We start from the raw sequence: 15109 nt of genomic DNA on the forward strand, positions 1-15109 counted from the left end.
TGGGTCAGGCAAGTAGTCATGCGGCAGGCGCCGAGGGTTCGGCAACCAAGCCGCTGAGTATGCTGGTCGCGGCGGTCGGGGTGGTTTACGGCGACATCGGCACGAGCCCGTTGTACACCCTCAAAGAAGTGTTTTCCGGCGGCTACGGTGTGCCCGTCAATCACGACGGCGTGCTGGGCATTCTGTCGTTGATCTTCTGGTCGCTGATCTGGGTGGTTTCGATCAAATACATGATGTTCGTGCTGCGCGCCGACAACCAGGGCGAGGGCGGCATCATGGCGCTCACCGCACTGGCTCGGCGAGCGGCCGGGCATCGCAAAAAGCTGCGTTCATTATTGGTGGTTTGCGGACTGATCGGCGCTGCGCTGTTTTATGGCGACAGCATGATTACCCCGGCGATTTCCGTACTCTCGGCGATTGAAGGTCTGGGGCTGGCATTCGATGGCATTGATCATTGGGTGGTGCCGCTGTCGCTGGTCGTTCTGGTCGGGTTGTTCCTGATCCAGCGCCACGGTACCGCGCGGATCGGCATTCTGTTCGGGCCGATCATGGTCACATGGTTCCTCGTCCTCGGCGCGCTTGGTGTGTATGGCATCAGCCACACCCCAGAAGTGCTGCATGCGATGAACCCGATGTGGGCGGTGAATTTCTTCGTCGTTCATCCGGGCATGGGCGTGGCGATCCTCGGCGCTGTGGTGCTGGCGCTGACCGGTGCCGAAGCGCTATACGCCGACATGGGTCACTTCGGTCGCAAACCGATTGCCCGCGCGTGGTTCATTCTGGTGTTGCCGGCGCTGGTGCTCAACTACTTCGGTCAGGGCGCTTTGCTGCTGGACAACCCGGAAGCGGCGCGTAACCCGTTCTACCTGCTGGCGCCGAGCTGGGCGTTGATTCCGCTGGTCGGTCTGTCGACCATGGCCACGGTAATCGCCTCGCAAGCGGTGATTTCCGGCGCGTTCTCCCTGACCCGTCAGGCGATTCAGCTCGGCTACATTCCGCGCATGTACATCCAGCACACCTCCAGCGCCGAGCAGGGCCAGATTTATATTGGCGCGGTGAACTGGGCGTTGATGGTTGGCGTGGTGTTGTTGGTACTCGGCTTCGAATCGTCTGGCGCACTGGCCTCGGCCTACGGCGTGGCGGTGACGGGCACCATGCTGATGACCACCATTCTGGTGTCGGCGGTGATGCTGCTGCTGTGGAAATGGCCACCAATCCTTGCCGTGCCGGTGTTGATCGGTTTCCTGCTGGTGGACGGTCTGTACTTCGCCGCCAACGTGCCGAAGATCGTGCAGGGCGGTGCATTCCCGGTGATCGCCGGTATCGCGCTGTTCGTGCTGATGACCACCTGGAAACGCGGCAAGCAACTGCTGGTCGATCGCCTCGACGAAGGCGCGCTGCCGCTGCCGATCTTCATCAGCAGCATCCGCGTACAACCACCGCATCGTGTGCAGGGCACCGCGGTGTTCCTCACCGCGCGCTCCGACGCCGTGCCGCATGCGTTGTTGCACAACCTGCTGCACAACCAGGTGTTGCATGAGCAGGTGGTGTTGCTGACGGTGGTCTACGAAGACATCCCGCGCGTACCGCCATCGCGACGTTTCGAGGTTGAAGCGCACGGGGAGGGCTTCTTCCGGGTGATCCTGCACTTCGGCTTCACCGATGAGCCTGACGTGCCGCAAGCGCTGAAGCTGTGTCATCTGGATGATCTGGACTTCAGCCCGATGCGCACCACCTACTTCCTCAGCCGCGAAACGGTGATTGCCTCGAAGCTGGAAGGCATGGCGCGTTGGCGTGAGGCGCTGTTTGCGTTCATGTTGAAGAATGCCAATGGGAACTTGCGGTTCTTCAATCTGCCGCTGAACCGGGTGATTGAGTTGGGGACGCAGGTCGAAATGTAAGTTTGGCCCCATCCGAAAAGCCCCCGTCGGCCTTGTGGCTGGCGGGGGCTTTTTTGTGGGCGGCAACTTCAGATCAAAAGATCGCAGCCTTCGGCAGCTCCTACAGGTTTCGCATTCCATGTAGGAGCTGCCGAAGGCTGCGATCTTTTGATCTTCAAACCTCTACAAGCCTTCAGGTATCTCTGCTTCAGACTCGGTCTTCGTACGCGCAGGTCGCGGGATCAGCGCTTGGATCACGTCATCAATCAAGGCTTTGCCCATCACCGTAAGATAATGCGCAGCCCAGGCATAACGGTCGGTGTCTCTGATGAAGGCAGCGTCTTCTGCGAAGGATTTGGCAAGGGACAGCAGGTCTGAGGATTGGGACAAAGCATCAATGATCGGGATGCCGGAGCGGACGTTGAAGAACGCCTGATCCGAGTTGTGGAGGAAAGGGGTGAAGCCGATGGTTTTAAGATCAGATGGATTGTTCATGTTCAGTTCCCTTGATTTCGAGAGCTGCCGCATCCGATACCAAGCGAATGGGTGGCAGCTGTGCGCAGGTTGGTAAACCGGGGAATCAAGGAAACCGGCACGCCCGAAAGCGTCCCACGCACAGCTGCCATAACACAGGGGCTCGGGCGGGATAACGCCTGAGTCGTGTCGGGTGCGCTGTTGCGCCTTATTCCACCGGGTTACCAAGCCCGATCGCTGAATGGATCAGCGACGTCCGGAGAGTATCCCTTCGAAAAACAGCGCAATAGAGCGGTACAGCGCCCCAACAAGAGTTTCGGAGTTTGCCTACAAGGTCAGTGGGCGTCATCTGATATTGCGAGACCAGAAGTAAACGAAACTAAACGTTGCTGGCGGTTTTGCGGGTATTGGTTCGGCGGAAGATTTGAGTGTGGAGTTGACGATTCGATAATGCCAATCAAGCAGGTGTCCACGTTTTATGGAATGTGGACGCTTGGCGTTTTTAGCCTCCTGAAGAGTCAAGAGATTTGCGAGCCTTGGCACAAAACTGCTGAATCCAGCGCAATTCCCATGTGGGAGCGAGCTTGCTCGCGAAGGCTTAGTGTCAGTCGGCGTATCTGTTGACTGACCCGCCGCTTTCGCGAGCAAGCTCGCTCCCACAGGGATTGTGGCGGCGGCTGGAATGTAAAAAGCCCCCGCAACTGCGAAGTTGCGGGGGCTTTTGTGGGCGTGGCTCAGATCACTCTTCGGCGACCGAGTCCTTGCTCTGACGCTTCTCGATCAAGTCCACCAAGCGCTTGGCCAGCGCCGGGTAGTTCTCGTCGAAGTGGTGGCCGCCGGGCAGTTTCACTGCCTCGCCCACTGCAGTCTTGTCGGTGCAGCCACTTTCATCCGCCTCTTCTTCGCCATAGATGCAGATCACCTTGGCCGGTGGCAACTTGGCCATTTCCGGGCCGGTGGCGGCTTCTTTGCCGGCGTTGCCCAGCCAGCCTTCGACTTCGATTTCGAAGCTGCCGGTGCGGGCGAAGGCGAGCAGGATGATGGCGTCTACGCGTTGCTGCTCGGTGTCCGGCAGGCGGTTATAGATCGCCGGTAGAACGTCGGCGCCGAACGAGTAACCGGTGAGGATGAAGCGCTTGGTGCCCCATTTTTGCCGGTAGTGCTGCATCAGTTCGCTCAGATCCAGTGCGCTTTGCTCCGGGCTCTTGTGCTGCCAGTAGTAGCGCAGGGTGTCGATGCCGACCACCGGGTAGCCGATCTTGGCCATTTCACCGGCCACATCGCGGTCGAGGTCGCGCCAGCCGCCGTCACCGGAGAGGAACAGGGTGACAGTGTCTTTGGCCTGACCGGCCGGCACTTCAACCACCGGAATCGCCAGGCCACCGTTAGCCTTGTCGCCGCCGACGAGGATTTTGCGCAGTTCGTTGTTCAGCACTTGCGGCAGGTTGATGTCGTAATCGCTGATGCTGGTTTCGGCGTTCGGTTGATCGCGCACGAAGCCTGCGCTGGCGTCGTCCGGGTTGTCGTTCCACGCTGCCAGCCAGTGGCCGTGGGCAGCGGATTTCGGCAGCAGGTGGGTGCAGCCACCTTTTTCCAGTGCCAGGTCGACGGAAATGGCCTGGGCCTTGTCATCTTTCTGTTCCGCCAGCCAGCGCCAGGCCAGCACCGCGCCAGGGCCGATGCCGCTGACCAGAGTGGCCGGGCCGTTCAGCTCGCGCAGGCCGGTTTGCAGGGCGCGGCTTTGTTGCAGGCAGTCCTTGGGCAGAATCACCTGAACGATCTGCGCCGAGGCACTGCGGCTCAGGGTGGTCAGTTGATTGTCGGTCAGCTTCTGGTCGCTATTGACCGCCACCAGCACCTGCGCCTTGGGCTTGGTGCCGGGGATGATGCGGGTCAACACGGTGCCGTCGGCTGCCGTAATGGGTTCGAGCGTCGGTTCCGGTGCAGGGCGTTTGAGGTACCAGTAACCGCCGCCGGCAATCACGGCCAGCACAATCAGTGCGGCCAGGATGTACTTCAGGGAGCGTTGAATCATCAGCGTTTCACCAATCCAGTCAAGCCGCCCGCGATCAGGGCAGCAGTGTCGGCCAGCGCCACCAACGGATCGAGTCCGGCGGGCACGGCCATATAACGGGGTTCCCAGTCAGGCTGGAACTTGTCTTTGAAGCGGCGCAAGCCTTGGAAGTTGTACAGCTGCTCACCACGGCGGAATACCATCGAGCCCAGACGCTGGGTCAGCGGTGCACCACGGCGGGGTTGCAACCCCGACAACGGCACCATGCCCAGGCTGAAACGCGCGTATCCGTGACTCTTATAATGTTGAATCAGGCCGACCATCATGAATTCCATGGTCAACTTCGGCGCATCCGGGTGCGCGCGCATCAGGTCGAGACTGGCCAGATCATGGCTGAATGTCTCAAGCAGGTTGGCGAACGCCACCGGGCGGCCTTCGAAGCGAATCACCGCGATGCGGAAATGCTTCAGGTATTCGTCGCTGAAACGGCCGAGGGAGAAACCTTTCTCGCGCACGTTCTTGCCGGTCAGCCAGGCATCGGAAATCACTTTCAGCTCATCCATCGGCGCCTGGCCCGGCTCGTGGATCTCCAGCGACAGACCGTCGCGGGTGCCTCGGTTCCAGGTGTAACGCAGATCCTTCATCTCTTTGCCCTTGGCTTCCAGGTCAAAGCGATGCAGATCGACGCGGGCTTCTTCGCCAAGCTTGATCGCGGTCAGGCCGATGTCCATGTAGTACGGCAGGTTCTCCGCGCGTACCTGATAGAACACCGGGCGCGCATGGTAAATGTCGCAGAGGTCGCGGAACTGCCAAATCATTTCTGCGCGTTGCTGGCCGGGGCCGATCGGGTCGTACAGCGCCACCAGGCTGCGGCCACGACGGGCGTACATCAGAAACGCCTCGTCGTTGGGGTGGAACAACAACGCCTTGTCACCGGTCAGCGCGAGGCCGCCGTCGGGTTGCGAAGAGGCCATCAAAATCTTCGAGGCGCGCTCCAGCTCATCCGGCGTCGGCAAGTGAATCACCGGGCGCGCAGTTCGCAGCAGCCAGGTCAGAGCGATCACCAGCAACAATACCGCAGCGCCAAGCAGCGAACGCAGTCCGCGAGGGGCATCAGCGTCGAGGGTGAACTGCCACCACAACTGATGGCTGTAAGGCACATCCTGATAGGCGAACAGCAGCAGCCAGGTCGATGCACCGAGAACGCACAGGCTGGCGACCAGATACAGCGGCGAGAAGGGCAGTTCGGTCAGGCGACTCGGGCGATAGAACGAGCGACGGAAAACCCCCAGCAACGCGGCGGTGAGGGTCATCAGTGTGGCTTCTTCCCAGTCGAAGCCTTTAAGCAGCGAGAGCAGGGCGCCGACCAGCAACAGAATGGTGGTCAGCATCCATGCTGCCGACAGGCGACGGCGCAGACCTTGGGCGAGCATCAGACACAACACGCCAATCAGGCTGGCGCCGAAGTGCGAAGCGTCGACCAGACGATGTGGAATCAGAAAACCAATGTGCTCCAGGCGTGTATCGATTTCAGGAGTGGCGCCAGAAAACAGCAGCACCACACCCGATAAGAACACCAGCACTGCAAGGATCGGCGCGGCCAGACCCGAGGCAGCGCGCATCGTTTGCGATTGGAACAGGCGCTGACCTTCGTTGATCAGCAGCACTACGCAAGCCACCAGCAACGGCAGCACCACGTAGATCAGGCGATACAGCAGCAGGGCTGCGGCCAGTGGTGCGGCGCCGAGTTTGTCGGCAAACGCTGCCAGCAGAATCGCTTCGAACACGCCAACGCCGCCCGGCACATGGCTGAGCACGCCAGCGGCAAGGGCGAGCAGATACACCAGCAGGAACGCGCCAAACGGCGGCGCTTCGGGCAGCAGCAGATACAGCACGGTCGCGGCGGCAGCGACGTCGAGTGCGGTGATAATCAGTTGCAGGAAAGTCAGACGTCGACCCGGCAGACGCAAGGTGCGGCGACCGACCCGAACCAGCAAGTTATCGCGCAACGGCTGCTCTGGCAGACGCCGACGATAGATGCCGATCGCCAGCACCGCGCCAAGCAACAGCACGACAGCGGCAACTGTGCCCAGCAAACCTTCGGACAGGCCGAGTGCCGCAGAGGCAGCGGGCAGGTCACTCAGCGTCGCCAGCGCAGCCAGTGGCGGCAGCGCGCAACCCAGCGACAGGCTGGCGAACAGGGTCATGTGCGCGACTTCCGCCGCCCCCAGACCATGCCGTGCATATAAACGATAGCGAACCGAGCCGCCGGACAGCAGCGACAGGCCAATGGCGTTGCCAATCGCAAACGCGGTGAACCCGCCCATCGCCAGAGTACGCGGCGGCAAGGTCACGCCGGCATAGCGGCTGGCCGACCATTCATAGCCCAGCAGAATAATGAAGCCGACCACCGTCGCACCGAAAGCGCCGAGCAGGGCGGGTTTCGGTACCTCGAGAATCGAGTCGTGCAGAGCGTCGAGATCAAGCTCGGCCAATAGATGGCGACAGGCAATCAGCGCAATGGCGAACAGCAGCAACGTCACCGCCAGACCAATCGGTTGGCGATATTTGCTCAAACGATCCAGCAAGCGCAAACGCTCTGGCTTGATCGGATGTTCCGCTGTGACGGTGTCTTGTGGATCAGACGAGTTGGCGCGCATCAATCACCTCTTGGATTGTGCGCGACAGGATGGAGGTATCCAGCCAAGTTACCAATCCCTGTAGAAAAAAATAATCACAAAATACTACGCCTCTCACCGGGTATCGGCGAGGGCAGTTCCTGGATTGCAGACGTCGTGCCTGCGACACAAGCATAGTCGCAAGTCGGCGAGTCTGAAGATCCCAAGCGTTCACTGCACGGTGACAGATCATTGTTGCGAAAGGACTTTTTCAACAGATACAAAAAAGGCCACTCTTTCGAGTAGCCTTTTTTGATGTTTGGTTGCGGGAGCCGGATTTGAACCGACGACCTTCGGGTTATGAGCCCGACGAGCTACCAGACTGCTCCATCCCGCGTCTGTGTGTCGGCATTCTACAGAGGAACGCGGGGGTGTCAACCCGCAATCTGGATAAAATCTGTTGAGGTTCAATCGGTTAGCGCTTTTTGCAGTGCCTGAAAAGGCGTGCAGGGCAGGTGGGACAAGGGTTTCAGCTCTATCGAAGGGCGTCTTCCGATTGAGAAAATAAATTCATAGGCCTTTTCCTACGCCTGGAAAAGAACATTCTTACCACTGGTGCTATATACAGGTGTCAGTGAGATACTGCCGATCCGGCTCGCCATGTTTCCTTTTCTGTCATGACTCAGCGAAAAATCATCCACGTCGACTGTGACTGTTTCTACGCCGCCATCGAGATGCGTGATGACCCGAACCTCGCCGGCAAGCCTTTGGCGGTGGGCGGTTCGGCGGATCGGCGCGGTGTCATCGCCACCTGCAACTACGAGGCGCGGGCCTATGGCGTACGTTCGGCGATGTCGTCGGGGCATGCCTTGAAGCTGTGCCCGGATCTGACCATCGTCAAGCCGCGTATGGACGCCTATCGCGAAGCCTCGAAAGAAATCCATGTGATTTTCAGCGATTACACCGACCTGATCGAACCGCTGTCGCTGGATGAGGCTTATCTGGATGTCTCGGACAGTGCGCATTTCGGCGGCAGCGCCACGCGTATTGCTCAAGACATCCGTCGACGCGTCTCCAATCAACTGCATATCACCGTGTCTGCCGGTGTGGCGCCGAACAAGTTTCTGGCAAAGATCGCCAGCGACTGGAAAAAACCCAATGGTTTGTTCGTGATCACCCCGGATCAGGTCGAGGACTTCGTCAGCGGTTTGCCGGTGAGCAAGCTGCACGGCGTCGGCAAGGTCACCGCCGACAAGCTGGGCAGGCTCGGCATCGTCGACTGCTCGCAATTGCGCGAGTGGGACAAGTTGGCGCTGGTGCGCGAATTCGGCAGTTTCGGCGAGCGAATGTGGAGCCTGGCGCGTGGGATTGATGATCGTCTGGTGCACAACGACAGTCGGCGCCAGTCAATCAGCGTGGAAAATACCTACGACGTTGATCTGCCGGATCTGCGCAGTTGCCTCGACAAGTTGCCTGAGCTGCTGGAAACCCTGAAAACCCGCATGGCACGGATCGACAGCAGTTATCGACCGGGCAAGCCGTTCGTCAAAGTGAAGTTTCATGACTTTACCCAGACCACGCTGGAGCAGGCCGGGGCAGGGCGGGATTTGGGCAGTTATCAGTTGATGCTGACGCAGGCGTTCAATCGCGGCGGGAAACCGGTGCGGTTGTTGGGGGTTGGGGTGAGGCTGGAGGATTTGCGCGGTGGGTTTGAGCAGATGGAGTTGTTTGAGCGGTAAAAGTCAAAAGATCGCAGCCTTCGGCAGCTCCTACAGGAGAACGCGTTCCAATGTAGGAGCTGCCGAAGGCTGCGATCTTTTATGAGGCGTTAATTCGGGCCGGGATCAGCCACCAACCGCCCCGCATCCTTGGTCAGCGACTTGAGAAACTCAGTCTGCAACTCAGGATCGTTACGCGTCAGTTCGATCAGGCTTTGTTCCAGTTCGCTGGCTTCTTCTTCCAGACCCAGTTCCGACAGACGTTTGACCCGGTGTACCCACTGGCTCACTTCGTCGTCTTCCAGGTCGTCGTAAATCAAGCCGTGCGCTTCGAGCAACTTGCCACGCAAGTGGCTGCTGATCGCCAGGGACGAGTCGGAATGCACGTCATCCTTGGCGTCCTCGACACTGATCTGCAGTTTGCCGACGTAATTGAGGTCATGCTCAGCGAATGGACTGTCGAGCAGGTTCACACGCAGCACGCCGTTGCGGTCGGTGGTCATGTCGAAGGTCTGTTTGCCAGCCTTGACCTGCACCGGCCGCTCGCTCCACGGCAGGCTCGAATACTCCGTGCGCTTGTCGCGCTGGACTTCATCGATACCGGCCAGGTTCTGCTGTGCACGGCCGTTGGACTGCACGTTCATGAACGGGTTGAGCCCGGCAAAACCGTAACTCAGCCAATCCTTGGTGACGCTGTCCGGCAGATTGCCGAGGGCAAACACGTTGACCACGTTGGCGCCGACACCACCGACCACCGCCACCACGCCCAGCGGAATCTCGTAGACCTCGCGCCAAGGCTGGTAAGGCGTGTAGCGATCGTAACGACGTGTCACTTCGAACTCGGTGACTTCAAAAGTCTTCTGTTCGTTGATCTTCACGCGTCGCTGCGGCAGCTCAAGCTCCTTAGGCTCACCGACATCAATCTGCAGGCTGTGGTCGAGCAACTTTCGCTCGACCCGCTCTTCGTGCTCGCTGCGCTGTGACATGTGATTGGCACAGCCGCTGACCAGCAGGGCACCGCACAGGGCGGTGCCACCGAGGCCTAAGGTGTTTCGCTTGAACATGACGTCTCTATCTGGTTTCAGCGGCGGATACGGGCCTGAAGGAAGGACAGTACGTCGGCGACCGGCAGTGCTTGCGCTTCGCCTTCGGTACGACTCTTGTATTCCAGGTTACCTTCGGCGAGGCCGCGGTCGCTGACCACGATCCGGTGAGGAATGCCGATCAGCTCCATGTCCGCGAACTTGATGCCCGGGCTGGTTTTCTTGTCGCGATCATCCAGCAGCACTTCGAAGCCGGCCGCCGTCAGTTCGGCGTACAGCTTGTCGGTGGCTTCGCGCACCTGCTCGGTTTCATAACGCAGCGGTACCAGCGCGATCTGGAACGGCGCCAGGGTGTCGCTCCAGATGATGCCGTTGGCGTCGTTGTTCTGCTCGATGGCCGCCGCCACCACGCGGGAAACGCCGATGCCGTAGCAACCCATTTCCAGCGTGACTGGCTTGCCGTTTTCGCCCAGCACTTCGCACTTCATCGCTTTGCTGTACTTGTTGCCCAGCTGGAAGATGTGCCCGACTTCGATGCCGCGTTTGATTTCCAGCGTGCCTTTGCCGTCCGGGCTTGGATCGCCGGCGACCACGTTACGCAGGTCAGCCACGGTCGGAACCGGCAGATCGCGCTCCCAGTTCACGCCGAAGTAGTGCTTGTCGTCGATGTTCGCGCCGATGCCGAAGTCGCTCATCAGTTCGACCGAGCGGTCGATGATGATTGGCAGCGGCAGGTTCAGCGGGCCGAGCGAACCGGCGCCGGCGCCAATGGCGTCACGCAGTTCGGCATCGGTGGCCATGACCAGCGGGTTGGCCACGCCAGCTTGCTGGGCAGCCTTGATTTCGTTGAGTTCGTGGTCGCCACGAATCACCAGCGCGATCAGCTTGCCTTCTTCTTCGGCGCGCACGATCAGGGTCTTGATGGTCTTTTCAATCGGCAGATTGAATTTCTCCACCAGCGCCGCGATGGTTTTGGTGTCTGGCGTATCGACCAGACGCAACTCTTCGGTCGCAGCAGCGCGCGAGGTTTCGCGCGGCACGGCTTCGGCTTTTTCGATGTTCGCTGCGTAGTCGGAACCGTTGCTGAAAACGATGTCGTCTTCGCCGGACTCGGCCAGTACGTGGAATTCGTGCGAACCCGCGCCACCGATCGAACCGTTGTCGGCTTCCACCGGACGGAATTTCAGACCCAGACGCGTGAAGATGTTGCAGTAGGCTTCATGCATGCGGTCGTAGGTGATCTGCAGCGATGCCTGATCCGCGTGGAAGGAGTAGGAGTCCTTCATGATGAATTCGCGGCCACGCATCAAACCGAAGCGTGGACGGATTTCGTCACGGAATTTGGTCTGGATCTGGTACAGGTTGATTGGCAGCTGTTTGTAGCTGCTCAACTCGTTGCGCATCAGATCGGTGATCACTTCTTCGTGGGTCGGGCCCGCGCAGAAATCACGACCGTGGCGGTCTTTGATGCGCAGCAGCTCAGGGCCGTATTCTTCCCAGCGCCCCGATTCCTGCCACAGCTCGGCCGGTTGGGTGCTCGGCATCAACACTTCCAGAGAGCCGGCAGCGTTCATTTCTTCACGAACGATGGCTTCAACCTTGCGCATCACTCGCAAGCCCATCGGCAGCCAGGTGTACAGGCCCGAGGCGAGTTTGCGGATCATGCCGGCGCGCAGCATCAGCTGGTGGCTGATCACGACCGCGTCGGAAGGCGTTTCTTTCTGTGTGGCGAGCAAAAATTGACTGGTGCGCATGGTTGGCCGTTGTCGGTTGCTATGACTGGAAATGACGGAGCAGTGTACCGGCGACTTTTGCTGACGTACAGGCGTGTGGCCGGTGGAGGAGTTCAACGGCGGGATTCCTCCCGCCATTGACGAAATGTCTTACGACTCTTCCGCGACGGGCGTCGGGACGGGCTCGGGCGTAGGTGTCGGGCCTTCGCGGCGACTTTCCTGGAACCAGTGCAGAGCGATCAGCACCAGCGTCGGCACACCGAGCAACGCGGTGATCAGGAAGAAGTTGTGGTAACCGAACTTCTCCACCATCACCCCGGAATAGCCGCCGATCAGGCGCGGCAGCAGGAGCATGATCGAGCTGAGCAGGGCGTATTGCGTCGCGGAGAACTTCAGGTTGGTCAGGCTCGACAGGTAGGCGACAAACGCCGATGTCGCCAGCCCCGAACTGAAGTTGTCGAGGGAAATGGTCACCACCAGCATCTTCAGGTTCGGGCCCATGTCGGCGAGCATCAGGAACAGCAGGTTGGTGCCTGCCGAAGCTGCGCCGCCGATCAGCAGAATCGGCAGAATGCCGAAACGCACGATCAACAAGCCGCCCATGCCGGCGCCGACGAGGGTCATGATCAGGCCGAAAATCTTGCTGACGCTGGCGATCTGATCCTTGGTGAAGCCCTGATCGATGTAGAACACGTTGGCCATTACGCCCATGACCGTGTCGGACATCCGGTAGGTCGCGATCAAACCGAGCAACAGCAGTGCCTGCCAGCGATAACGCAGGATGAAGTCGTTGACCGGCGTCAGCACCGGCGCCAGGCCACGGCGACCCATGGTCGACAGGCACAGACCGGTCAGCAGCGTATAGAGGATGGCGCGCAGGAAGGCGCGGTCTTCGAGCAGCAGATCGAGCGGGCTCATGCTGCCGAACAGCACGCTGGCGAAATCGGTGTTGTACAGCTGGGTAAACATCGCCGGCACCGACACGAGCAAGACGATCAGTACGAACACCGACATCAGTTGATGCATGAATGTATAGCGCCCGGCCTGCAATTGCGTACGCAGTGGCACGGGCGGTTCGCGCATGAACAGCGTAGTGAGCAGGGCAGGGATCATCAGCGCGCCGAACAACACATAAGTGCCGGTCCACGCCGAGTGCTTGTAGTTGAAACCGGTAGAGCCGAAGCCTTCGGCGAAAAACAATGCGCCGGCGGTGGCGAGCAGGGCGGCGACGCGGTAGCCGGACATGTAGCTGGCGGCGAGTGCAGCCTGACGATTGTCGTCGGCGATTTCCAGTCGATAGGCGTCGACCGCAATGTCTTGGGTAGCGGAAGCGAAGGCGACGACCACGGCAATCGCGATCAACCAGGACAGGTGCTTCTGCGGATCACAGAAACCCATGCCGATCAGGCCAAGGATCACCAGGACTTGTGATAGCACCAGCCACGAGCGGCGTCGGCCAAGCTTGCCGAGCAACGGCAGGCGCCATTGGTCGAGCAGCGGTGACCAGACCCATTTGAACGCATAGGCCAGGCCGATGAGGCTTGCGTAGCCAATCGTTTCACGGGCTACGCCCGCTTCGCGTAGCCAGACGGAAAGCGTTGAAAACACCAGCATGTACGGCAGGCCGGCGGCGAAACCGAGCAACAACAGCACGAGCGTCGAAGGACTGGCATAAGCAGCTAGCGCGGCGCGCCAGGTTTTACGGGGCATGGGCTGAAGTCTGCCTCAAGATTGCGAAAACAAAGCGCGCACTCTAACCGCTGTGCTCTACCGGACGCCAGCCATGGCGCTGAATATCCACACGATTATTCTGGACGGTGATGCCTTCCACGCGCAAACGCGCCCGTTGTTCATCGCCCGACGGGCTGCCCACCGGCAAACTGATACGACCGCCGGCGCCCAAGACACGGTGCCAGGGCAGTTTGGTATCACCAGGCAACTGACTCAATACGCGGCCGACCCAGCGGGCGGCGCGCCCCAACCCGGCCAGTTCGGCTAACTGACCATAGCTGACGACTTTGCCTTCGGGCACTTGGGCGAGTGTCGAGTAGAGCGCCGTGCGTCGGATTTGCGCTTCGCTGTCCCCTTCGGGGTTCGGGTCTGTCACGTACGGAGTTCCTGAACTTGATCGTATCGAGGCCCTAAGCGTAATCCCTCGTCGTGCAGTTGAGAAATGAACTCAATAGAAATAGTCCGGTCAGTCCTTGTCAGGGTCTTATTCCTACGGATAATGCCCACCTTTTTTCGCAAACTTGAGCCCTCGATTCGCTTATGTTGTCCAGAACCTTGCTGTGCCTTGCTGTTTTCAGTGCGTCCACGCCCCTGCTTGCCGACACCGTCTGGTTGAAGAACGGTGACAAGTTGAGCGGCACCATTTCCCTGTTCGACGGCGGCAAACTGTTGATTCAGACCAAGTACGCCGGAGCAGTCACGATCGATTGGAAAGAGGTCAAGACCCTTGAGAGCGATCAGCACCTGTTGGTCAAACAGGATGCCTACACCGGCGAGGTCTCCAAGTCGCTGACGGCAGCGGAAGACGGCAAGGTCACCCTGGCCAACGGCGAGGCGCCAAAAACTGTCGAGCTGGCGAGCATTCAGCAGATTCTCAAGCCGAAACCGGTGGTCGAGGATCTGGTGTGGAAGGGCAATGTCGACCTGGCAATGGATTATCAGCGCGCGGAAAAAGACACCGACGATTACGACATCGATTTCAAAACCACCGCGCGCCACGGTCGCTGGCGTCACACCGCCGAGGGCGAGTACAACCGCGAAGTGCAGGACGACGAAGTCACCACCAACAACTGGCGCGCGGAATACTCCCTCGATCGCTTCCTGACCGATAAGTGGTTCTGGCAGGGGCGCCTGAATTACAAGCGCGACCATGTTGAAGACCTTTCGCGCCAGCGCGTTGTCGGTACCGGTCCGGGTTACCAGTTCTGGGATGACGAGTTGGGCGCGTTCTCGCTCGGTTCGCTGCTCAACCGTACCGATTACGAATACAGCGATGGCGGCAAGGACAACTTCTATTCGGTCGCGATGAAGTGGGATTACAACCGTTACCTGATCGGCAAGAAGGTCGAGTTCTTCACCAATGGCGAGTTTGGCAAGCCGTTGTCGGGTGTCGCGGATTACGCGCTGGATGCAGAGATGGGCCTGCGCTACAAGGTTACTGAATGGGCGTCTCTGAATTTGAAAGCTGAGCGCGACATTATCAGTGGTACCGATGATGCGGATTTGAGCAAGACCCGCTATACCGCTGGGTTTGGCGTGGCCTGGTAACGTTTAAAGCAAAAGATCGCAGCCTTCGGCAGCTCCTGCACGGATTGTGTGGGGCTGCTGAAGGCTGCGATCTTTTTTTGCGCCTGAAAAACAGACACCCACAAAAAAGCCCCGCTTTTAAGGGCGGGGCTCTTTTCTAAAGAAGCTACAAGTTAGATAACTTGTACTTCCTCAGCTTGCATGCCTTTCTGACCGCGGGTAGCGATGAAAGAAACCTGTTGGCCTTCTTTCAGGCTTTTGAAGCCGTCGGATTGGATAGCTTTGAAGTGAACGAACAGGTCGTCACCGGATTGTGGAGTGATGAAGCCGAAGCCTTATTCATCGTTGAACCACTTAACGGTACCGGTTTC

Annotated in this window: 10 protein-coding genes, 1 tRNA gene and 1 pseudogene; 3 read left to right on the forward strand and 9 right to left on the reverse strand. The window is 59.4% G+C overall.

Annotated features, from left to right (window positions below; translation table 11 throughout):
• The first annotated feature begins 59 nt into the window (after window positions 1–59).
• Window positions 60–1901 carry a potassium transporter Kup gene (locus ACIP66_RS16215; protein WP_400649148.1) on the forward strand — a complete coding sequence of 614 codons (1842 nt, stop codon included), beginning with the start codon at window positions 60–62 and terminating at the stop codon, window positions 1899–1901.
• Window positions 1902–2063: 162 nt separating this feature from the next.
• Here the strand turns inward: ACIP66_RS16215 and ACIP66_RS16220 are convergent, their stop codons facing one another.
• The 4 genes from ACIP66_RS16220 to ACIP66_RS16235 all read right to left on the reverse strand — a co-directional run bounded on the left by ACIP66_RS16220 (window position 2064) and on the right by ACIP66_RS16235 (window position 7383).
• A complete protein-coding gene (locus tag ACIP66_RS16220) occupies window positions 2064–2375 on the reverse strand; it encodes a DUF3077 domain-containing protein (protein ID WP_400649142.1) in 312 nt (103 codons plus the stop codon).
• A gap of 718 nt (window positions 2376–3093) precedes the next feature.
• Window positions 3094–4389 carry a virulence factor family protein gene (locus ACIP66_RS16225; RefSeq protein WP_053117754.1) on the reverse strand — a complete coding sequence of 432 codons (1296 nt, stop codon included), beginning with the start codon at window positions 4387–4389 and terminating at the stop codon, window positions 3094–3096.
• Window positions 4389–7028, reverse strand: a complete 2640-nt coding sequence (gene mprF, locus ACIP66_RS16230) for a bifunctional lysylphosphatidylglycerol flippase/synthetase MprF (protein WP_053117756.1) — start codon at window positions 7026–7028, stop codon at window positions 4389–4391. The genes ACIP66_RS16225 and mprF overlap by 1 nt, the downstream gene beginning before the upstream one ends.
• Before the next feature lie 278 nt (window positions 7029–7306).
• Window positions 7307–7383, reverse strand: a tRNA-Met gene (locus ACIP66_RS16235).
• A 280-nt stretch (window positions 7384–7663) separates the two neighbouring features.
• Here ACIP66_RS16235 and dinB point away from each other — a divergent pair.
• A complete protein-coding gene (gene dinB, locus ACIP66_RS16240) occupies window positions 7664–8725 on the forward strand; it encodes a DNA polymerase IV (protein ID WP_053117758.1) in 1062 nt (353 codons plus the stop codon).
• Between the two features lie 89 nt (window positions 8726–8814).
• Here dinB and ACIP66_RS16245 read toward each other — a convergent pair whose 3' ends face one another.
• From ACIP66_RS16245 to ACIP66_RS16260, 4 genes are all read right to left on the reverse strand, one after another.
• Window positions 8815–9768 carry a hypothetical protein gene (locus ACIP66_RS16245; RefSeq protein ID WP_008083883.1) on the reverse strand — a complete coding sequence of 318 codons (954 nt, stop codon included), beginning with the start codon at window positions 9766–9768 and terminating at the stop codon, window positions 8815–8817.
• A 17-nt stretch (window positions 9769–9785) separates the two neighbouring features.
• Entirely contained in the window at window positions 9786–11501 is a 1716-nt protein-coding gene (locus tag ACIP66_RS16250) for a proline--tRNA ligase (RefSeq protein ID WP_053117760.1), read from the reverse strand.
• A 129-nt stretch (window positions 11502–11630) separates the two neighbouring features.
• Window positions 11631–13190, reverse strand: a complete 1560-nt coding sequence (locus ACIP66_RS16255; RefSeq protein WP_053117762.1) for an AmpG family muropeptide MFS transporter — start codon at window positions 13188–13190, stop codon at window positions 11631–11633.
• Between the two features lie 43 nt (window positions 13191–13233).
• The gene (locus tag ACIP66_RS16260) at window positions 13234–13587 is read right to left on the reverse strand and encodes an MGMT family protein (RefSeq protein ID WP_053117764.1); all 354 of its coding nucleotides are present in this window, start codon (window positions 13585–13587) and stop codon (window positions 13234–13236) included.
• Window positions 13588–13751: 164 nt separating this feature from the next.
• Between ACIP66_RS16260 and ACIP66_RS16265 the strand changes: the two genes are divergently transcribed.
• Window positions 13752–14759, forward strand: a complete 1008-nt coding sequence (locus tag ACIP66_RS16265; RefSeq protein WP_400649145.1) for a DUF481 domain-containing protein — start codon at window positions 13752–13754, stop codon at window positions 14757–14759.
• A 152-nt stretch (window positions 14760–14911) separates the two neighbouring features.
• Here ACIP66_RS16265 and ACIP66_RS16270 read toward each other — a convergent pair.
• Window positions 14912–15109 (reverse strand): annotated as a pseudogene (locus tag ACIP66_RS16270) (cold-shock protein); the annotation flags it as partial.

This window comes from Pseudomonas sp. NPDC088429 (assembly GCF_044753305.1).
GTDB lineage: Bacteria > Pseudomonadota > Gammaproteobacteria > Pseudomonadales > Pseudomonadaceae > Aquipseudomonas > Aquipseudomonas rustica.